Genomic DNA, 20442 nt, shown 5'->3' on the forward strand with positions numbered 1-20442 from the left:
TTAACATCCAAAAATATACATTTCATTCTAGCTGTTGTCAATAAGAACCTCCTAACATTTAGGGTAATTCAAACTTTTTTATGATAGGCTTTAGGAAGAAGAAATCATCACAAGGGAGCTTTTCTATGCATAATGAGATACTTACTATTTTTGATGAAGCAGGCAATCGGACGGGTACGGCTCCACGGGAAGAGGTACATCGGTTAGGACATTGGCACGAGACTTTCCACTGCTGGTTTATTAGCAAAGACCAGGAAATACCCTATATCTATTTACAGCTTCGCAGTGAACAGAAACAAGACTATGCGGGACTACTAGACATCACGGCTGCCGGACATTTGCTAGCAAATGAAACTGTTGAAGATGGAATACGCGAGGTTCAAGAAGAATTGGGACTGGAGCTAACTTTTAAAGACCTGATTCCGTTAGGAACAATTCCTTACAGTATGAAAAAAGAAAACCTTATCGATAATGAACGAGCTCATGTCTTTGTTTATAACAATCCTTATCGTCTAGAAGATTTCCAATTACAACAAGAAGAGGTCGCCGGCATTGTCAAAGCTACGTTCTCTGATTTCCGCAGATTTTGGCAGGGAGAAATACATAGTCTACAAGTCAACGGTTTTCAAATCGATACGCATGGACATAGAATTACCATTGAGCAGGATGTAGACAAGACCCATTTTGTACCCCATGAAGTGGGTTATTATACTCGTATTATCGAGGGTATCGAAGCTATATTTCTAAAATCACCAGTAGTAACGGAGGACAAATGATTATTGATCAACGAACATTTACCGTGAAAGGCATCCATTACACCATAAGATCTGCAATCACTACGGATGCTATGATATTGTCCAAATTAAGAGTACAAATTGATGGTGAGACCGAGAATTTAGACAGAGAACCAGGGGAGGCTTTTATAGACGAAATAGGGTTTCAGCAGCTTATTCAATCAGATTCTGAGGAACCAAGAAATTTGTTTCTAGTCGCAGTAGTTGAAGATCGAATCGTTGGGTTCTCTCGATGCGAAGGCAATCATTTAAAAAGATTCTCTCATAAAGTAGAATTTGGAGTATGTGTGCTACAGGATTATTGGGGATATGGAATCGGAAACAATTTTCTAACAGAATCGATAACATGGGCCGACGCTAACGGTATCCAAAAAATCACTTTAAATGTCCTAGAAACGAACGACAAAGCTATCACCCTTTATCAGAAGCTTGGCTTTGAGATCGAGGGAATATTAAAGAATGATAAGATCCTTTCGGACGGGAAATTCTATAACACGATTATAATGGGACGATTTATGGATTGATTTTAAAAAGGCAGAACCTGAATCCCTCAGGTTCTGCCTTCTTTTTATACTAACGATTTACGCTTCAACATTGCGAGATCATTCACCGCTAGATTCAATACAGCCGGAGCAGCAGTACCTGAGCTCAAATCTGTATAATCCGCTCCATCTAATTGTACCGTTTGCGGACTGCCGCTGTAGTTTTGCACAAAAATATAATCACTCTCTCCATCCGTACGAAGCTGCGCTGTCACACCAGCTGGAAGCTCACTATCAAGCGCACGGGTAATTCCCGCTTTTGCAGTGATTGCAGCATACAATTCAACGTAGAAAGAGGCGTCTTTTACACGAGTAGCGAGATGATAAGCATTTCCTTCACCGAAACGATTTACCGTAAGCGCTGGACGGCCAGCATAAAAATCGCTGCGATAAGTGCCTAATGCTTCCGCACCCTCCAAGTGGATCAGCTCAGCAATTTCATGCGCATCATAATCTCCACTAAGATTAAGCGCATTGCTCGCCTGCATTACAACACCATTCAAATCACGGCTATGCAGCCCTTCGGTCTCTTCTGCCCAAATGCCGAGCGTTCTACGTAGCGGTCCTGGGAATCCACCCAAATGACATAAATCCGTTTCGTTAACGACACCAGACCAGTAGGTTGCCAGGAAAGTTCCGCCCTGCTCAACAAACTTCTCGATACGCTTTCCATTCTCTTCGCTGATCAGATATAACATAGGTGCGATCACCAGCTTGTAAGCGGACAGATCATCTCCCGATCCGACCATATCAACCGGAATGCCTAGCTCCCAAAGAGCGCGATAATGCTGTAGTACAGTCTCCTCATAACGCAAACCGGAATTACGAATGCCTTGTGCATCCTTTATCGCCCAGCGGTTGTCCCAATCAAAAATAATCGCTGTTTTTGCTGGAGTTGATGTACCTACTACTTCTGTCATTCCGGCCAGTGTCTTACCTACCTCTGTTACATCTTTAAATACACGAGTCTCGGAGTGGCCGCTATGGTCAACAACTGCACCGTGGAACTTCTCACTAGAGCCCCGGCTTTTACGCCATTGGAAATATTGTACAGAATCAGAACCATGTGCTACCGCTTGAAGCGAAGACAGCTTGTGCATGCCAGGACGCTTCAGCTTACTAACCGATTGCCAGTTCGTAAGAGATGGCGTGCTTTCCATGAGCAGGAATGGTTTCTTTTTAAAAGAACGCATTAAATCGTAGTGCATCGCCGTCCATGCTGCCAGTCTAGCATCGTCACCATCTTCGGTATAATGCCATTCTGGATAAGCATCCCATGAGACAACATCCAGAATTTTGGCCAGTTCGCGGTAATCAATGCCATCGATCATATGCATATTCGTCGTAATTGGCAACGCTGGATTGTAAGGGCGAACAGTATTTATCTCATGCTGACAGAAGTTAATCGTCCGTTCGCTGACAAACCGCCGCCAGTCGAGGTTCAAGCCGTGTACTTGTGTCTCTCCATGTGGGGCCGGGGATTCAATCTGTGTCCATGAAGTGTAGGTATGACTCCAAAAAGTAGCCCACCAAGCATGATTCACCTCATCCAGACTGTTATTGTATTTGACCTTTAACCAATCTCTAAAAGCATTCTGACAAAGATCACAGTGACACTCGCCACTGAACTCATTCGAAATATGCCAACCGATAACCGCAGGATGCTGGCTATAACGTTCTGCCAGCTTCGCATTTAAAATTGCAGTCTTCTCCCAATACACAGGCGAGGTGAAGCAGTGATTATGACGGAAGCCATGTAAATTGTGAACACGATTACGCTCCACTCTTAGAACTTCTGGATACTTATCTGACATCCAAGCTGGTCTTGCTCCACTAGGGGTTGCCAGGAAAGCATAAATCCCATTCTCTGCAAAAGAATCCAGGACACCATCGAGCCAATCGAAAGTGAACACGCCCTCTTCAGGCTCTAGGGATACCCAAGAAAAAATTCCGACAGACATCACATTGCAATTCGCAAGCTTCATCAGACGAATATCCTCACGCAAAATTTCTGGGTACTTCAGCCATTGCTCAGGATTATAATCGGCACCGTGCAGCATCACTGGAGCTTTGCTGCTAATCGGGGAATGTTTTTTAATCATAGTGTAAGATCATCCTCTCAATTCTGCCCATTTCTTGAATGGGACTATTCTCTGATGAAACGCTAGATGCTTAAGCTATCAAATTCACGAATCATCATTTATACTATTTATAATATAAGAAAATTCATCTTGATCAGTAGGAATATACTCTCGAAGTGATAGTACAAAATGAATATGAGGTGAATCATCTGCTTCCTTTTTCTCTGATAGAACTTCCGCGTGACGCTGCTACGCTTCCCTTATATCCCTACTCTGTAGGTCGTCATATCCAATTTCATCATGTTCGCCCTACAGGTTTTCCTGTTCATCAAATTTTTCTGATTCGTACCGGAACTGGGTTGTTTCGTGATCTGGAGAGCGGTACTGAAATCATACTAGAGCCTGGAATGGCTTTCGCCTTCCCACCGGATCGAGGACATGAATATTATCCTACCTCACATGAACCATGGCATGTGGGTTTCATCGGAATCGAAGGGACACAGTCGCAAGGAATGCTGGAGGGGATTGGCCTTCTCCCATCTTCCCCTTATCACCCTGCTCGTTTCGAACAATGTTGGGAGGAAATCGGAAAGATCTGGCATACGGTGAACACTCAGACAACTAGTCGACAAGAAGAGCATGGGATGGAAGATCTATCTATAACCCTATATCGATTACTTCTGATGTTGCGTCGGTCTGAATCCACTTACACCTCAGGCAGTCGTTTAGAACTTGAGTCCGTGCGTAATGAAGCGTTGGCTAAAGCCGTTGGACTTATTAACGAGCATTATACCGAGCCGCTCCTTATCTCCAATCTAGCAGCTGCTGTGGGTTATTCCGTCCAGCATTTCCAGCGCCTATTCGTACATGAATACGGCATAACTCCGCATAAGTATCTTCAGAATTTGCGACTAGAACGTGCGGTACAGTTAATGACGGAGAATGATGAGATTCTCGTTCAGGATATTGCGCTTCAGCTTGGCATGGAAACGAATTATTTTATACGGATTTTTCGAAATACTTATGGCTGTACGCCTGGGGTGATGAAGGAGAAACTTTTAGAGGGTGAACAAAATAAACCAACCTAGTCTACTTCTATAACAGTACTTCCTTATATGTCTTTATCACAAAAACCACAGTGACCCTCCCCCTATCAATACTTAGCTAAAAAAAAGCCAAATAAAAAGACTGGATATCAACATAGCAAGGTAGCTATATACATCCAGTCTTTCTTTTTAAAACATATAATCGTAAAATTTCTCTGCATTATTTAAGCTAGACCATATATCTGCGCTTTCCCCACCTATATACCAATAAGCGATCCCGGCTAGATTGTTCTTAACGCTTAAATCGTATTTGGCAATTAATGAACGACCATCCTCAATCCAGATCGTGTGCTTTATGGACTGCTTCGAATAGTTGGCAACATATTGTCCTAAAGTCTCATTCCATACGGGCTTCATCCCATAGTTACTAATAATCTGATTTTGCTCAGAAAGCGTCATATATTTTGAAGATGAAACTGTACCATTCTGGTTTAACGTCCAGTCTCGATTATATAAAGGCAGTGCCAATATAACCTTTTGGCTAGGTACGACCTTTAGTACTGTATCCACTGCATGTTGATCAAAAGGAATTGAAGCATTGGGTCCTGGAAGCTTACTCCCATCATAATGTTCGTCATAACCCATCATCACCATATAGTTCACTTGCTTACCTAGTGCAGCGTAGTCAAAAGCATCTGTCCAATCTGTTCCAAGATCAGGAGATACGTCTATCGACAGCGTCGCGTTAAGAGCATGCATTTTCTCAGCTAATAATGTAATGAATGAGGTCAAATACGCACGATCGTCAGGCGCTACATTTTCAAAATCAATATTTAGTCCATCTAATCCATATTTGTTTACTACAGCTGTTAGTTGATTTACTGCCATATTCCTTGTAGTTGCACTCGACAACATTTGATGAGTCGCTTCTTGATCTGAACGATTGCCAACCATCGCCCATATTTTCTTGTTATTCTTCTTTGCCCATGTGATCAGCGAAGCATCTGTTGAATCCGTTACTGCACCTGATTTTCCAACATAGTACCAACGTGGGGATAACGTATTGACGTTCGACTTCAGAACCGTATTCTCGTATTGTGCCGTCGTCTGCCCATATTGCCAGCCTATAACGATGCGATCCTCTGGCTCGTCTTCAAGCTCAGCTTCCCAGCTGTCATTTTGCAGCACCCGGGCAATGAGGACGGCTGTTTCCTGTCTAGTTATAGGATCAGAGGGTCGGAAATTCTTGCGATTATCCCCCTTCATTAAACCTAGATCATTTGCAGTAGCAACGGCTGATCTTGCCCAGCTAGCAATTTCATTTCGATCATTGAACGAAGTTAGAGCAGAAGTATGGTTCGTTTGCTTTAAAGCTTTGACCATCCATACAGCCGCTTCTTGCCTAGTAACTGCTTTTGCTGGCGCAAAAGTAGTTGCCGACGTGCCGTTAGCCAGCTCAAGCTGAACAGCGGCCTGTATCCAGCCGTAATACCAAGCATTTTTGGCAACATCTGTATATGGAGATACTGGACTAACTGCCGGATCAAGCTTTAGCAGACGGTCAAGAACCGTAATGAATTCCGCTCTAGTTATCGATTGAGTAGGTGAAAAGCTTGTCGCTGTTGTACCAGTTAATATGTTACGATGGTATAAATCTATGATTTCTTTTTTAGCATAACTATTATTTATATCCTTAAAAGGTGCCCCATCATCAGCTGATATATGTTGAATAAATATTCCGGCTGCAAGCACTATAACGATTGTTATAACTGCAAATCTACCAAATCTATTGTTCACGAGATGATCCTCCTCGGATATAATCTTTGAATTATATCAAGGATAGATGCAATAAACATTGCTAAAATATTGGTAGAGTGCGTTACCCTACCACAAAATGCCAAAGAGAATCCCAGAAAAAAATAGGAATACCCCAGTTGCCATTTTCTGACTGCGTAGGATACCCCTATGATTTAAAGAGCCCGAAATAAATGCTCCCCTTTGGATTGAATGTATTGATACATCGCACCACACACCACTAATATCAACATTCCAATCCCTAGCAATACGAGATTTCCATTCAGATCAGATAGCAGCAGACTCAACCCGAATGGGATCAGTAAGCTTATAAAGCCTATCAACATCGCTACTAAAACAGCTGCACTTTGTTTGACCACCGATACTTCATTTGTCCACTCCAGTTTAGGCAGCTTCAAGTTCACGAGCACACCTATCATTGCTGTAAGACAAGCATATAAGACGGGAATAACCAGTAATAGCAAGCTTTCCATCCATCCAGTACCTAGGGATATCATGAGGAGCACACTACTGATAACTACAATCGGCACGGTAATCGTAAGATTCACTGCGATTTTACTTAGCAAAATCGTGATTGTCGGCACAGGTGCGCTTTTTAAAATCCAAATATTATTTCCTTCGAGCGAAATAGAACTGGATGTCGTACAGCTTAAAGTTACAAAAACAGAAACAAACAGTGGAGCCAGTCGATTGAGATAATTTGAAAGCTGTGGTATCTCAACAATCTGTCCTATTTGCTCTGCACTAACGAACAGCAAGGCGACCGCCATCACAAGTAACATAACCATACCTATACTCGTGTTAAGTACATATATAGAAGAACTAAAATAGCGGCGCAGCTCTTTTTTGTACAATGTATAAAGCGGTGAGGATACTTCAAGTGATTTCATTTGATATTTATTTTTTGAAAAAGAAGTCGTAAGGCCTGTGTGGATCGCTTTATATTTACTGCCAAGCACCATGGTAAAGAGCATAAAAGATATCAGCGAAAGCCCAATAAACAATACTAAGGCATCCAATTGAAACGAACAAACCGCATTTACATACATAAGCGTCAAAGGATACAAGTTGTATATATGATCAGCGATTTGAGCGCTCATATCCGCAAGTAATTGTGGATTGTTACCATTTATTTGACCTGAACCAACAATTAGAGCGATAATCACAACAAAGGTTAGGATGAGGGTTATTATACGGCTTCCTTTAAATCTTGAGGAAACCCAGCTGATTAGGGCACCTATAATCGTTGCAGCTATGATCGGCACTAATGGAATAAATAACAGTGTAATCAAAAAATACAAATAATATAATACGCCGGGAGTCACCTTTATAGCATATACAATGCCTGCAGGTACCATCACCATCAAAGAGAAGAAGAGGTTTAACACATAGAGCTGAGCCACCCGACTTGCTACAATATGACTCGTTTTGATTGGTAAGGACATTACGAGATCATAGTCTTTGGAGCCAAATAATACACCACTTGCCTTATAGATCGTTGTAAAAAATCCGATTAAGCAAGTAACCGCCATCATTATCGCAAGCAGCAGCTCTGGCCGCCCCATCTGTTCAAGGGTCTCTGCTATCATAAAGCTATAACCAAATGAAACCACTGCCATCATGACAATTCCAATTAGGATACCGATGCTCAGCCAAAGCATTTTGCGTCTTTCTTTCACATCACGTGTGTGCAAAGCTTTATTTAACCCAAAGGAAGAGATCAGCTGAATCTTCGTCAATCTCCAGATATTAATCATGCTTAATCAACTCCAAAAATACATCTTCAAGGCTACTGTCACCTTTCACCTCTTCTGTTTTCCCATGAGTAATCAATTCTCCCGCTTTGATAATAGCAATCTTATTGCAGAGCTTTTCGGCCACATCCAGTACATGCGTTGAAAAAAAGATCGCACTGCCCTGACTGCATATCTCTGTCATGATTTTTTTAAGCGTATGAGCCGCTTTTGGATCTAGTCCCACAAAGGGCTCATCCAGAACTAGCAGTTTCGGTTTATGTATCAGTGCTGAGATGATCGCGAGCTTCTGCTTCATACCATGAGAATACGAGGAGATTAAATCCCCAAAATGAGAGGTAATCTCAAATTCATCGCCATACTTTTTAATCAATAACTCCCGATCCGCTTTCGATACGCTAAAAAGATCACCAATAAAATTCAAGTACTGAATGCCAGTCAGATGATCGTATAGATCTGGATTATCCGGAATATACGCAGTGATCGCTTTGCAGGCTAATGGATCTTTTTTGATGGAATGTCCACCAATCTCGATGTCCCCCTCCTCAAAATCAAGAACACCTACTACTGCCCGAATTGTCGTTGTTTTCCCCGCGCCATTATGACCGATAAAGCCATAAATATCCCCTTTCTCGACCACTAAGTTCAAGTCATTCACTGCCTTCTTACCGTCCTTATAGCTCTTGGTAAAATGCTTTATTGTCAACATCTTTGGCACTCCTTCTCCGTTCGTATTCGCATTAGTAACTTTCATCATGCAATCAATGCCTACCGTTTCATACGTTGTTAGGATAGTTTTACTATAGTACGTTTATCCTGTCCATTTAGTTCATTCCCTCATTTAAATAAATTTCTCTATATAAAAAAAACGTAAAAAAGAGGGGTTCCCCCCTCTCTTATACATTCCTCTTACTACATTTGTTTATACGTACTCTTGGATCGTTGCGAGCAATTGATCAGCTACATAGTCAACTCCATAAGTAAGTTGATTGTGATCGAAGCGTATTTTCACAAAACTCTCATCTGTATCAAGCGCATCGGCGAACAAACCAGCTAAACCACGTGCCTTGCGATCAATCTGCAGAAGCAATTCAATGCCATCCTCATTTGGAAAGAAAATGATTTCTAATTCATCTAGTTTATTTCGGAACTGTGAGGGAGGAACGAATTCAAATTCTTGAACGAAATCTAAGCCATTGATCCTGCCATAACGCGGTGCATATTCACAAGTCACTTCACGAATATGGAACTCGAGCTGATTCATCGCATCCAGAATAATAGCAGCATATGGATGAGGGCCTACTTGAAGATAATCCTGATCCTTTGGATCAATCGCCTCTTTAATATCAAGTCCAGTTTGAATCCAAACCGGAGATCTACCTAACGTCACTGGCGTTATCGCCGGAAGCTGGAATGAGACGGGAAATTCATAGACCTGCTCCGCCTCTACTTTAAATTTACTGGCTAACAGGAATTTGGATACCGTCGCTTCCACTTCCATCTTCTTATCGTTCAGCTCTTTCAAGTAACGTGTCTTAACGAATGCGTAGACGTCATCGACCTCCTGATCCACTCGGCCGCCTTGAATTTGGACGGTACCACTGATCGTATCACCTGCGTTCACGAAATCTTGATGGAGTATGAGATCTACCTTAGCCGCTCCAATTCCGGCACTCGCGAGCATTCGTTTAAACATTGACATTGTAATGAATTCCCTCCCTGATATTTGCATATTTAAGGATACGAAGGGAACCACCTGAGGTTTCATTCTTGGGACAGTATGGTGTGAAACTTATACTTTCATATATTTCAGAAAGAAGCATCCGCACCCAAAATCGAGGTCGAATGCTTCTTTTTATCCACAAAATTCACAAAGTCTACGCTGTCGCGAACTGACTATTATATAATCGTGCGTAATATCCGTCGCTGGCTAGAAGTTCATCATGGGTGCCACTCTCGACAATGTCGCCATCCTTCATAAAAAGAATGAGATCCGACTCTCGAATTGTCGACAAACGGTGGGCAATCACAAAGCTGGTCCGACCCGCGATCATTTTTAGAAAAGCCTTCTGAATCCGAACTTCAGTCAGCGTATCAATACTGCTGGTGGCTTCATCCAAAATGAGCATAGGCGGATCTACGAGCATCACTCGTGCTATGGTAAGCAGCTGCTTTTGTCCTTGAGACAGATTATCTCCTGAGCCGCTGATCTTCGTATCGTATCCTTCAGGCAGTCGTTTAATGAAGCTGTGAGCATTAGCAGCCTTAGCAGCAGCGATGATCTCTTCCTCAGTAGCGTCAGGCTTGCCGTAAGCAATATTTTCTCTAATTGTGCCGCCAAAAAGCCAAGTGTCCTGCAGCACCATTCCAAAATTACGTCGCAGACTGTCACGAGTAATCGTCTTAATATCCACGCCATCAATCTTAATGGAGCCACCATCCACATCATAAAAACGCATGAGCAGATTTACCAGTGTCGTCTTCCCCGCTCCGGTCTGCCCTACAATCGCAACTCGGGTACCAGGCTTCACTTCTAGACTGAAGTCGTTAATCAAAGGACGCTCTGGATTGTAAGCAAAGGATACTTTTTCGAAGGTAATGGTTCCTTGGCTTGTATTCATGATTTTAGCGTCCTTAGCATCTGCGGGTTCTGGCGATAGGTCGAGAATAGCGAAGATCCGCTGCGCTGATGCTGTTGCCGATTGAAGCTGCGTAATTACACCTGTAATCTCATTAAATGGTTTTGCGAACAAGTTGGAGAAAATCAAAAAGCTGGACAGATCCCCTACCGTCACATTCCCTCGAATCACCATGATACTTCCGATCATCGCGATGACCGAGAACGTAATATTATTTACCAGCCGCGTGGTCGGATTGGACAAGGAACCATAGAATTGGGATTTCACCCCAGTCTGATACAAGGTCTCATTTTGTTCTTCAAATTGTGTCATTGCACGTTCTTCATAATGATAAGCGGTGACTACTTTTTGCCCGCCAATCATTTCCTCCACATAGCCATTGAGCCCCCCCAGAATCTTGGCCTGTTCTTTAAACATCTTCTGAGAGCGCATGGTAATAAATCTGGCCACGAAAAATGTAGCGGGTGCCGACAGAAGAACTACTAGGGTCATCAGAGGACTAATGTACAGCATTAACACAATCGCCCCAATGATGGTGATGATTCCCGTAAGCAGTGTAGAGAAGCCTTGCAGCAGTCCATCAGAGACCGCGTCCATATCGTTAACAAACCGGCTAATGCTATCCCCTTGCGGGTGATTGTCGTGGAATTTTAACGGCAATACATTTAATTTGTCAAAAAGCTCCCGCCGTAAGTCATATACAGTCCGGTATGCGATACGATTAGTCAGATAGGTAAGGAGCCATCCGAAAAAGCTGCCGACAATATATACCGCTGCCAGTATTAAAAGCAGCCTAAGTACGGCGTTAAAATCAACCTCGCCCGGCCCGATCATAAAATCAATAGCGCTACCGATGAGCAGCGGCCCGATTAAGCTGGCAATTACGCTGAGTAATGCGCATATTACCGCGCCTATAGCTAATTTTTTATAATGCCCTGTGTATACAATTAGTCTTTTCCAAATGTTGTTTTTGTTCATTGGCCCGACTCCTCACTCGATAGCTGGGACAGGCAGATTTCTTTGTACACTTCACAACCACGCATCAGCTCCTCATGGGTACCGACACCGGCGATCCGCCCTTCCTCAAACACCATAATTTTATCCGCTTGCCTTACAGTACTTACCCTCTGCGAGACAACGAGTACGGTCATTTCCTGGCTGCTCATTTTAAGCGCCTTGCGTAGAGCTGCATCGGTGGCGAAATCCAGTGCACTGGAGGAGTCATCCAGAATAAGAATCGACGGCTTACCTACTACTGCACGAGCTATGGTCAAGCGCTGCTTTTGTCCACCGGATAAGTTAAGTCCACCACGGGATACCTGCGTATTTAAACCCTCGGGTAATTTACTTATAAACTCTTCCGCCTGAGCAACTGAGGCGGCCTGCATGATTTCTTCTTCGGTTGCATCCGCCTTGCCCCAACGAATATTCTCAGCGATGGTTCCTGTAAACAGCGTTGCTTTTTGTGGAACAATCCCTATTTTCTCACGAAGCTGATGCAGCTTATAATCTCTGACATTCACACCATCTACCTTAACTTCACCTTGAATCGCATCATAAAAACGTGGGATCAGGTTCACAAAAGTTGATTTACCAGAACCCGTGCTGCCTATCAATCCCACGGTCTCTCCGCGGTTAATGACCACCGATATATCCTCTAATGCCGATTCACCTGTTGTATTATAACCAAACGATACATGATCGAATGATATGGCACGAGCAGTATGATGAGGTTCAGCTATCACAACATTTCCTTCCTCGGATACGGATGCTCTAACACTCAACACTTCATTCACACGGTTAGCAGAGGATGAGGCTTTTGTAAAAATAATGACCAAGTTAGAGACTACTATAAGCGCCAGCAAGATTTGAGTGACGTAATTGATGAAGGCGATGATCTCGCCCTGAGACAATCTTCCCCCATCGATATGAATTCCGCCTACCCACAAAATAGCTATGATCGCCGCGTTTACTACAAGTGTAGCTATCGGCCCAAGCAAAGCGGAAATCCGTGAAACCCTGATCGCTGTAAACGTCAAATCCTCGGATGAGGCATCAAAACGTTCTTTTTCCGTACGTCTTTTGGCAAATGCACGAATGACTCGAATCCCTGACAAATTCTCACTAAGAACGAGCGCAAGTGCATCCAGCTTCTGTTGATACAATCGATACAAAGGAGCACTGCGGGTGATAATAAAATATAAAATAATGCCAAAAATCGGTGTTGCTGCTATTAGAATCAGCGATAACCTAAAATCCAAAATCATGGACATTATGATAGCCCCGATACAAATAAAAGGCGCACGAATAACCAGACGAATCAGCATAGCTACTGCAATTTGCAGCTGGTTCACGTCATTGGTAATTCTGTTAATCAGCGTAGGCGTACCGAACGTATCTAGCTCGGCGTAGGAAAAGGATGTAATATGTTTAAATATTTTATTACGAAGCGTCGTACCGAACCCCTGTGATGCTCGTGCCGCATAGTATTGGCATACCATGGAGCAGCCGAAGCCCAGCAGAGACATCAATACCATCAGAGCACCCATGCGGTATACATAGGCGCTGTCATGATTTCCAACCCCATTATTGATGATCAACGCAACAATGGTTGGCAGAATCAGCTCCAGAATCGCTTCCATCAGTTTAAAGATTGGACCGATAATGGCTTCTTTTTTGTACGGTTTTAAATATACTGCAATTTTGAACAACGTCATCCACACCCAACATAAGAAGTATTTAACCACTTGAAATATGTATAAGAACAGTTATGATTATGGCATATCTACTCTCATATTAATAATATTGGATTCGTATCGCTCCCATACGATTAACATATCTCAAGTTCGGAGGATTGTATTATGGATATTAGACAGCTTAAATATTTTATGGCTATCGCTGAGGAAGGACAGATTACGTCCGCAGCCAGAAAGCTGCAAATGGCCCAGCCTCCGCTGAGTCAGCAGCTCAAGCTGCTTGAGGAAGAGCTCGGTGTAAAGCTAGTGGATAGAGGTCCGCGCAGCGTTCAACTCACCGAGGCAGGAGCCATTTTGCGTGACCGTGCCCAACAAATTCTGGAGCTGGCTGATTCCACCGCCCGAGAGCTCAATGATTTTGTCAAAGGGTTAAAAGGGACCCTTGCCATCGGTACTGTATCTTCTTCCGGAGCTACCCTACTTCAAGATCGACTATGTGAGTTCCATAAAACATATCAAGGCGTTAAATTTGAAATTCATGAAGGAAATACCTTCAGAATTATCGACCTTTTGAACAAGGGAATTATTGAAATCGGGATTGTCCGAACTCCCTTTAATGCAACAAATTTAGAATGTCTTTACACACAAGCTGAGCCTATGATTGCCGTAATGACTCCAGAGTATGACTGGAAAACAGATGAAAACTTCGTTGAGATCGGTGAGTTAAAAGATAAGCCGCTCATTATCTACCGCCGTTTCGAGCAGCTTATCCGGGAAACCTGTCTTGAGAATGGCTTTGATCCGCTAATCTTCTGCATGAATGATGATGCGAGAACAACACTGCTCTGGGCGAATGCTGGTCTCGGCATCGGAATCATCCCCAAATCCGCTTTCGAATTAACGAGTAACCGTAATTTGATCTATAAAGAAATCAGTAGTGAATCGCTTCGCACGCGTGTCGCCGCTGTCTGGATCAAGGATAAATACTTGTCATCATTAGCTTCCAAGTTTATTGAGAGCTTCAAGAATGGTTAATAAACATCATTATTTACTCACTTGTTGTTGAATAAGCCTTTCTTCTTCTTCTTTAATACGACTAATATCAATTCGTTCAAACAACAATTGTAAATCAGTTACCTGTTGATAAGGGGGAACTGAGCGGGGCTGCCAATTCGGTAGCTCAAGCGATAGGAACCCCCTGATCTTCTCACAAGAAAACGGCAGAAACGGATGCAGCAAATTCGCCAAATTAGCGATAATTTGCACGCATGTATATATCGTAGAATCACAGGCATCGCGATCCTCTTTTACTTGAAGCCAAGGTTTTTCCCGATCAAAATACTGGTTTGCCTTTCGCACATAAGAGAAAATATACTCCAGCGCATCCTTCAAATCTCCAGCCTCAATGAGGCGTCCTGACTCCAGATACAGGAGCTCAATGTTATCTCTCCACACTTTATCTAACTTCCCACTCGGTACTTTTCCTTCATAAAACTTATCAACAAAAGCCAACGAGCGATTCACAAAGTTACCAAATGCTCCAAGTAACTCGCCATTATGGCTATAAATAAACTCTCTCCAAGAAAAATCAGTATCCCGCTTCTCGGGTCCGTTAGCAATCAAGAAATAACGAATAGAGTCAGGATGATAACGTTCTAGAATATCAGGTACCCAAACCGCCCAATTACGGCTAGTTGAGAACTTCTGCCCCTCAAGAGTTAAATATTCGCTGGATATAATGCGATCCGGTAAATGCAGACCTCGAGCTCCTAATAAGACGGCTGGCCATATCAAGGTGTGAAATGGAATATTGTCTTTACCATGGACATAATAAGCGATTATATCCCCTTTTTCCTCTGCCCAAAAATCCTCCCAGCTACCCCCAGATTGTGTGGCCCACTGCTTACTGGCTGATAAATAACCACTTACTGCCTCAATCCAAACGTAAATCTTTTTATCTTCAAATCCAGCTACAGGAACATCTACACCCCAAGATAAGTCTCTGGTAACCGCGCGATCCTGAAGCCCTTCCTTCAAATACCGTTTGGTCAGTTTTATTGCATTTTCTCTCCAGCTTACTGCTTCATCTACATATTCCGTTAATTCAGATTGAAATTCAGACAAGCTAAGATAATAATGCTCTGTTGGCCGTTCTGTCGGCGTATTCCCACACAGCTTGCATGTTCTATTTAATAAATCAGATGGATCTAGAATCGTAGAACAATAATCGCATTGATCTCCCCGCGCCTGCTGGCCACATACCGGACAAGTCCCTTCCACATATCTGTCTGGCAAAAAGCGCTGATCCACCTCGCAGTAACATTGCGCTATGGTTTTTTTATATAAATGCCCATTCTTTAGTAACTCTAAAAATAACTCTTGCACGACCTTGTGATGCTGCTGTCGATCCGTTCGAGTATATAGATCATAACTAAATCCCAACTGTTCAAAACACTGTAGAAACTCCTCATGATATCTGCTGGCAAAAGCTCCGGGAGTGATTCCTTCTTTGGAAGCCTGAACCGCCACTGGTGTGCCATGACAGTCACTGCCAGACACATATAAAACGTTATCTCCCTTAGAGCGAAAATAGCGTGCCAGCACATCCCCAGGCAACACACTTGATAATCTTCCAAGATGCAAAGATCCATTCGCATACGGCCAAGCACCACCTATAAACACATTACTCATTAACCTTCTCCTCCTTTTTTTAGACAACAAAAAAACTCCCATCCACAAAGGACGAGAGTTCTACTCACGTGTTACCACCTAATTTTATAAATGCCTCATGACATTTACCTCTTCAGGTACGACGTTAATTAACGTTTATACCCTAGCACTGTAACGGATGCAGGTTCCGGCGCAGCCTACACCCCAAAAGGGTTCGATGCGCAGCTCTGAGACCATATTCCCAAGGGTTTTCTTTACTCCTTTTCAGCGACCGGAGCTCTCTGTTGAAAGAATTGCCGTGGTACTCTTTCTCTTCTTAGCCTTTGAATATTCAAGTTACTGGAAATAATACTGAATTTATCGAGTAAAGTCAATACATAGGCTCAAGCACAATGAATTCGCCATAGTTTTTATAAAAAAGACCACCCAATCGTACAATTGGATGGTCCCTATACTTTAAATTATTTCATGATTTTGCAAATATCATTAGTGAATTGAACAGGATCACTAACCTGCAATCCTTCGATCAACAGGGCTTGGTTGTACAACAGGTTCGTGTATAAACCGAGCTTCTCTTTATCGTTCTCAGCTGCCGCTTTTAAGGACTGGAATACTTCGTGATGGATGTTGATTTCGAGTACCTTGTCCGCTTGAACCTCTTGGCCATTCGGCATCGATTTAAGGATTTTTTCCATCTCGATCGTCAGCTCGCCTTCAGCAGAGAGACATACCGGATGTGTTTTCAAACGTTTGGAAGCTTTAACAGTTTTCACTTTGCCGGACAGGATGTCCTTCATCGCTTCAAAAAGCTCCTTGTTTTCGTTCTCTTCCGCTTCCGTTGGCTTGTCCGCTTCGTCTGCTTCGATTCCCAAATCTCCGCTGGATACGGACTTAAATTCTTTTTCCTTATAAGACAGGATCATCTTGATCGCAAATTCATCAATATCATCCGTGAAGTAAAGAATTTCATACCCTTTATCCGATACAAGCTCGGTTTGTGGGAGTTTTTCGATTCTGTCGATCGACTCTCCGGAAGCATAGTAGATATACTTTTGATCTTCTGGCATTCTTGACACGTATTCGTCCAGCGTGACCAGCTTCTTCTCCTTGGAGGAGTAGAACATCAGCAAATCTTGAAGTGTATCTTTGTGCATTCCATAATCGTTATATACACCAAACTTAAGCTGTCTGCCAAAAGCATTATAGAACTGCTCGTATTTCTCTCTTTCATCCTTCAACAAGCTTTGCAATTGGCTCTTCACTTTATTCTTAATGTTCTTCGCGATTAGAGTCAATTGACGGTCATGCTGGAGCATCTCTCTGGAGATGTTCAATGAAAGATCCTCTGAATCTACCATACCTTTTACAAAACTAAAATAGTCAGGCAGCAGATCCGCACATTTGTTCATGATCAATACACCGTTGGAATAGAGCTCAAGACCTTTTTCATATTCCTTTGTGTAATAATCAAATGGCGTGTTTTCTGGGATAAACAGGATTGCATTGTATACGACAGCACCATCAGCACTGATATGAATATGTTTAAGCGGCTTGTCGAAGCCGTAACGTTTCTCTACATAGAAGTTGTCGTAATCTTCTGTAGTTAGCTCGCTTTTGTTCTTGCGCCAGATGGGCACCATGCTGTTCACGGTTTGTTCTTGAACCACTTCTTCGAACTCGTTCTCTGTGCCTTCTTTTGGCTTTTGCTCCTTCACGTCCATTTTAATTGGGAAACGGATGAAGTCGGAGTATTTTTTAATGATGGATTTCAGGCGATATTCTTCCAAATATTCATCGTATTGATCTTCTTCGGTATTCTCTTTAATTTTCAAAATCACATCAGTACCAACCGAATCTTTCTCGACAGACTCGATAGTATAGCCGTCAGCGCCCTTAGACTCCCATTTAAAGGCCTCGTCGCTGCCTAGTGCCTTACTGATCACCGTAACGTCATCTGCCACCATAAACGCAGCGTAGAAGCCAACCCCGAACTGCCCGATGATGTTGTGACCATCTTTAGCTTCATTCTCTTTCTTAAAAGCAAGGGATCCGCTCTTCGCGATCGTTCCTAGGTTATTCTCCAGCTCCTCTTGCGTCATCCCGATACCTGTATCGGAGATGGTCAAGGTTCTGTTCGCCTTATCGGCAGTCACTTTAATATAATAATCTTCTTTATTGAAGACCAAGCTTTCATCAGCTAACGCTCTGTAATAGATCTTATCAATTGCATCACTTGCATTGGAAATCAGCTCGCGCAGGAAAATTTCCCGTTGTGTATAAATGGAGTTAATCATCATTTCCAGCAATCTTTTCGATTCGGCTTTAAACTCTTTTTTGGCCATGAATAAGTAGATCTCCTTTCAAAATAACCTTTTTGTCCAACACTCTGTGATTAGCACTCAAATGTGTTGAGTGCTAATTCTTCTTTTTATATAACATAAACTGATTTTGAATGTCAATATTTACAGCGTTTTTCATTAAATATTGCTAACTTTTTCTAATGATTTGCAAGTAACATTTGGGTTAGAAATTGTAACGGCTGGGACTTCCACTTCTTAGGGTGCATCAGAAGCTGCAGATCAAAGTGAATTTCTGAATGTGCAAAGGGCAGCTCGGCCAAGTTCCCCCGTTCAATTTCTTCCTCTGCAACAATTTTCGGTAATAATGCAATCCCAAGACCATTCATAACACAACGTTTAATCGCCTCTAGATTCGAAAGCTCAAAACCTATGCGGAATACGATCCCATGCTCTTTTAACAAATTCTCAAATAGACTCCTGTAAATACAGCTCTCTTCAGAAACAATTAATTCGCAGTTATTTAGATCCTGTAGCGTTACTGTATCCATCTGGGCAAGGGGATGATTAATGGGGGCTATCAACACGAGCGGTTCATCTCTAATGATCGTACGATCAAGTAAAGAATCCGTAGTGGTACGATCGAGCATCAAGCCGATGTCTACTTCCCCATCTTTTATTTTGGCCAAGAGGTTAGCTTCCTGCATCGTTTGCAGATGGATATCAAGTTTCGGAAATTTCGTCCTCAACTGCTGTAAGTAGGGTGGCAAGTAGAAAGCAGCTAATGAATCAATCGTCCCAATCGTTAGCGTACCTCCTATCTGCTGGGCAATGGTTTCTTTAGAACGATCATACAGATCCAAAATCTCCACGAATAGCTTCAACAGCTCTTCTCCAGGTGGGGTAAGACGCAGCTGCCTACCATGCCTTTCTATTAATGGAACTCCGTATTCCTTCTCTATTTTCTGTATTTGCATCGTAACACTCGACTGCGCGTAACCTAGCTCTTCAGCAGCCCGTGTAAAGCTCTGACGTTTAGCCACCTCGCGGAATGTTCGTAAATAGGTTAAATCCATAACCTCACCCTAACATCAATATTTTTGATGATACACATCATTTATTATAGCTAACGACGATGCAACATTCCATGGTAAAGTGTATGTAGAGGAATTAAAATATTTTGGAGGCCGATAATTTATGCTTACAGAACAACAGATTTATGGAATTTATGTCCCCGTGGTCACCCCGTTCAATGCTGCTGGTGAAGTCGATTTGGATTCGTATCAGCGTTACGTAAAGAACATTATTAACAACAGCATACAAGGTCTGGTCGTTAATGGAACCACCGGTGAATCGCCAACTGTAACCGTAAATGAAATGCAGCTTCTAGTAAACACTTCTCGTGAGCTTTTACAATCTACATCTATCCCCTTAGTAGTCGGTACAGGAACCAATGACACAGCTTCCACGGTAGCACGCACAGAGATCGCAGCTAACCTTGGTGCTGATTGCGCACTAGTAGTCGTCCCTTATTATAGTCGTCCTTCGCAAGAGGGCATCATTGCCCATTTCCGCAAAGCAGCAGAAGTAGGCATTCCAATCATGGCATATGACATTCCAAGTCGTACTGGTACTGCTATGACCCTAGATACTGCACGCACAATCCTAGAAATGAATAATGTTGTCGGATTAAAAGACTGCTCAGGTAGCACCAAAATGGTTAGTGAGCTAGTTCGTACAGGGTCCAAACCTGTGCTTGGCGGCGACGATTCACTCTTTTATGAAATGCTTAGCTCTGGAGCAGCTGGTGGCATGCTTGCTACTGCGAACGTTTATCCAGCAGAATGTATCCGTATATACGAGGCCTTCAAATCGGGTCAATTAGACTTGGCAAAAGAAAACTTTGAACAACTACTGCCGATCATCCGTCTCTTGTTCAAGGAATCGAATCCCGCTCCAATCAAATGGATGCTTAGCCAGAATGGCCTAATCGATTCAGATACGCTTCGCCTCCCTATGACTTCCATCAGCACAGCGCTTGAGCAAGAGCTTAGTTCTTATGTTCAGGACAACGCAATTGAAGCGACTGCATAAAGAGAAAATATAAC

General features: G+C 42.8%; 15 protein-coding genes and 1 other annotated feature. Of the genes, 5 read left to right on the forward strand and 10 right to left on the reverse strand.

The features are described from left to right. The first annotated feature begins 125 nt into the window (after positions 1-125). Positions 126-776 (forward strand): NUDIX hydrolase, encoded by a 651-nt coding sequence (locus QNH28_RS17775; RefSeq protein ID WP_283907872.1) that lies wholly within the window; start codon positions 126-128, stop codon positions 774-776. Beyond that, positions 773-1318: a GNAT family N-acetyltransferase gene (locus QNH28_RS17780; RefSeq protein ID WP_283907873.1), complete on the forward strand. Its 546-nt coding sequence runs from the start codon at positions 773-775 to the stop codon at positions 1316-1318. Before QNH28_RS17775 ends, QNH28_RS17780 begins: the two co-directional genes overlap by 4 nt. A gap of 44 nt (positions 1319-1362) precedes the next feature. Here QNH28_RS17780 and QNH28_RS17785 read toward each other — a convergent pair whose 3' ends face one another. After that, complete coding sequence (locus tag QNH28_RS17785) at positions 1363-3438, reverse strand: beta-galactosidase (RefSeq protein ID WP_283907874.1); 2076 nt, start codon at positions 3436-3438, stop codon at positions 1363-1365. Positions 3439-3593: 155 nt separating this feature from the next. Here QNH28_RS17785 and QNH28_RS17790 point away from each other — a divergent pair, with 155 nt between their 5' ends. Then, complete coding sequence (locus QNH28_RS17790; RefSeq protein WP_283907875.1) at positions 3594-4505, forward strand: AraC family transcriptional regulator; 912 nt, start codon at positions 3594-3596, stop codon at positions 4503-4505. Between the two features lie 147 nt (positions 4506-4652). Here QNH28_RS17790 and QNH28_RS17795 read toward each other — a convergent pair whose 3' ends face one another. The 6 genes from QNH28_RS17795 to QNH28_RS17820 all read right to left on the reverse strand — a co-directional run bounded on the left by QNH28_RS17795 (position 4653) and on the right by QNH28_RS17820 (position 13382). Further along, the gene (locus tag QNH28_RS17795) at positions 4653-6260 is read right to left on the reverse strand and encodes an S-layer homology domain-containing protein (RefSeq protein WP_283907876.1); all 1608 of its coding nucleotides are present in this window, start codon (positions 6258-6260) and stop codon (positions 4653-4655) included. A gap of 173 nt (positions 6261-6433) precedes the next feature. Then, the gene (locus tag QNH28_RS17800) at positions 6434-8035 is read right to left on the reverse strand and encodes a hypothetical protein (RefSeq protein ID WP_283907877.1); all 1602 of its coding nucleotides are present in this window, start codon (positions 8033-8035) and stop codon (positions 6434-6436) included. Beyond that, positions 8028-8741 (reverse strand): ABC transporter ATP-binding protein, encoded by a 714-nt coding sequence (locus QNH28_RS17805; protein ID WP_283907878.1) that lies wholly within the window; start codon positions 8739-8741, stop codon positions 8028-8030. The genes QNH28_RS17800 and QNH28_RS17805 overlap by 8 nt, the downstream gene beginning before the upstream one ends. Before the next feature lie 213 nt (positions 8742-8954). Next, the gene (locus QNH28_RS17810) at positions 8955-9734 is read right to left on the reverse strand and encodes a sporulation protein (protein ID WP_283907879.1); all 780 of its coding nucleotides are present in this window, start codon (positions 9732-9734) and stop codon (positions 8955-8957) included. 175 nt (positions 9735-9909) lie between these two features. Next, positions 9910-11649: an ABC transporter ATP-binding protein gene (locus tag QNH28_RS17815; RefSeq protein WP_283907880.1), complete on the reverse strand. Its 1740-nt coding sequence runs from the start codon at positions 11647-11649 to the stop codon at positions 9910-9912. Continuing rightward, positions 11646-13382 carry an ABC transporter ATP-binding protein gene (locus tag QNH28_RS17820; protein WP_283907881.1) on the reverse strand — a complete coding sequence of 579 codons (1737 nt, stop codon included), beginning with the start codon at positions 13380-13382 and terminating at the stop codon, positions 11646-11648. Before QNH28_RS17820 ends, QNH28_RS17815 begins: the two co-directional genes overlap by 4 nt. A 150-nt stretch (positions 13383-13532) precedes the next feature. Between QNH28_RS17820 and QNH28_RS17825 the strand changes: the two genes are divergently transcribed. After that, complete coding sequence (locus QNH28_RS17825; RefSeq protein WP_283907882.1) at positions 13533-14402, forward strand: LysR family transcriptional regulator; 870 nt, start codon at positions 13533-13535, stop codon at positions 14400-14402. A gap of 9 nt (positions 14403-14411) precedes the next feature. Here QNH28_RS17825 and metG read toward each other — a convergent pair whose 3' ends face one another. The 3 genes from metG to QNH28_RS17840 form a co-directional block, all read right to left on the reverse strand. Further along, entirely contained in the window at positions 14412-16058 is a 1647-nt protein-coding gene (gene metG / locus QNH28_RS17830; RefSeq protein WP_283907883.1) for a methionine--tRNA ligase, read from the reverse strand. 44 nt (positions 16059-16102) lie between these two features. Continuing rightward, positions 16103-16364, reverse strand: a binding site (T-box leader). A 134-nt stretch (positions 16365-16498) separates the two neighbouring features. Then, positions 16499-18379 carry a molecular chaperone HtpG gene (gene htpG / locus QNH28_RS17835; protein ID WP_283907884.1) on the reverse strand — a complete coding sequence of 627 codons (1881 nt, stop codon included), beginning with the start codon at positions 18377-18379 and terminating at the stop codon, positions 16499-16501. A gap of 155 nt (positions 18380-18534) precedes the next feature. Beyond that, the gene (locus QNH28_RS17840; protein ID WP_283907885.1) at positions 18535-19410 is read right to left on the reverse strand and encodes a LysR family transcriptional regulator; all 876 of its coding nucleotides are present in this window, start codon (positions 19408-19410) and stop codon (positions 18535-18537) included. 121 nt (positions 19411-19531) lie between these two features. On the opposite strand from QNH28_RS17840, the gene dapA reads away from it, so the two are divergent. Next, positions 19532-20428 carry a 4-hydroxy-tetrahydrodipicolinate synthase gene (gene dapA / locus QNH28_RS17845; RefSeq protein ID WP_283907886.1) on the forward strand — a complete coding sequence of 299 codons (897 nt, stop codon included), beginning with the start codon at positions 19532-19534 and terminating at the stop codon, positions 20426-20428. The last annotated feature ends 14 nt before the right edge of the window (positions 20429-20442 follow it).

This window comes from Paenibacillus sp. G2S3, assembly GCF_030123105.1.
In the GTDB taxonomy this organism is placed as follows: Bacteria; Bacillota; Bacilli; order Paenibacillales; family Paenibacillaceae; genus Paenibacillus_AQ.

Excerpts from the sequence above, each read along its gene's own strand:
- metG (WP_283907883.1), bottom strand. The coding sequence starts at position 16,058 with ATGAGTAATGTGTTTATAGGTGGTGCTTGGCCGTATGCGAATGGATCT.
- QNH28_RS17805 (WP_283907878.1), bottom strand. The coding sequence starts at position 8,741 with ATGTTGACAATAAAGCATTTTACCAAGAGCTATAAGGACGGTAAGAAG.
- QNH28_RS17810 (WP_283907879.1), bottom strand. The coding sequence starts at position 9,734 with ATGTCAATGTTTAAACGAATGCTCGCGAGTGCCGGAATTGGAGCGGCT.
- QNH28_RS17780 (WP_283907873.1), top strand. The coding sequence starts at position 773 with ATGATTATTGATCAACGAACATTTACCGTGAAAGGCATCCATTACACC.
- QNH28_RS17800 (WP_283907877.1), bottom strand. The coding sequence starts at position 8,035 with ATGATTAATATCTGGAGATTGACGAAGATTCAGCTGATCTCTTCCTTT.
- QNH28_RS17825 (WP_283907882.1), top strand. The coding sequence starts at position 13,533 with ATGGATATTAGACAGCTTAAATATTTTATGGCTATCGCTGAGGAAGGA.
- dapA (WP_283907886.1), top strand. The coding sequence starts at position 19,532 with ATGCTTACAGAACAACAGATTTATGGAATTTATGTCCCCGTGGTCACC.
- QNH28_RS17840 (WP_283907885.1), bottom strand. The coding sequence starts at position 19,410 with ATGGATTTAACCTATTTACGAACATTCCGCGAGGTGGCTAAACGTCAG.
- QNH28_RS17785 (WP_283907874.1), bottom strand. The coding sequence starts at position 3,438 with ATGATTAAAAAACATTCCCCGATTAGCAGCAAAGCTCCAGTGATGCTG.
- htpG (WP_283907884.1), bottom strand. The coding sequence starts at position 18,379 with ATGGCCAAAAAAGAGTTTAAAGCCGAATCGAAAAGATTGCTGGAAATG.
- QNH28_RS17815 (WP_283907880.1), bottom strand. The coding sequence starts at position 11,649 with ATGAACAAAAACAACATTTGGAAAAGACTAATTGTATACACAGGGCAT.
- QNH28_RS17775 (WP_283907872.1), top strand. The coding sequence starts at position 126 with ATGCATAATGAGATACTTACTATTTTTGATGAAGCAGGCAATCGGACG.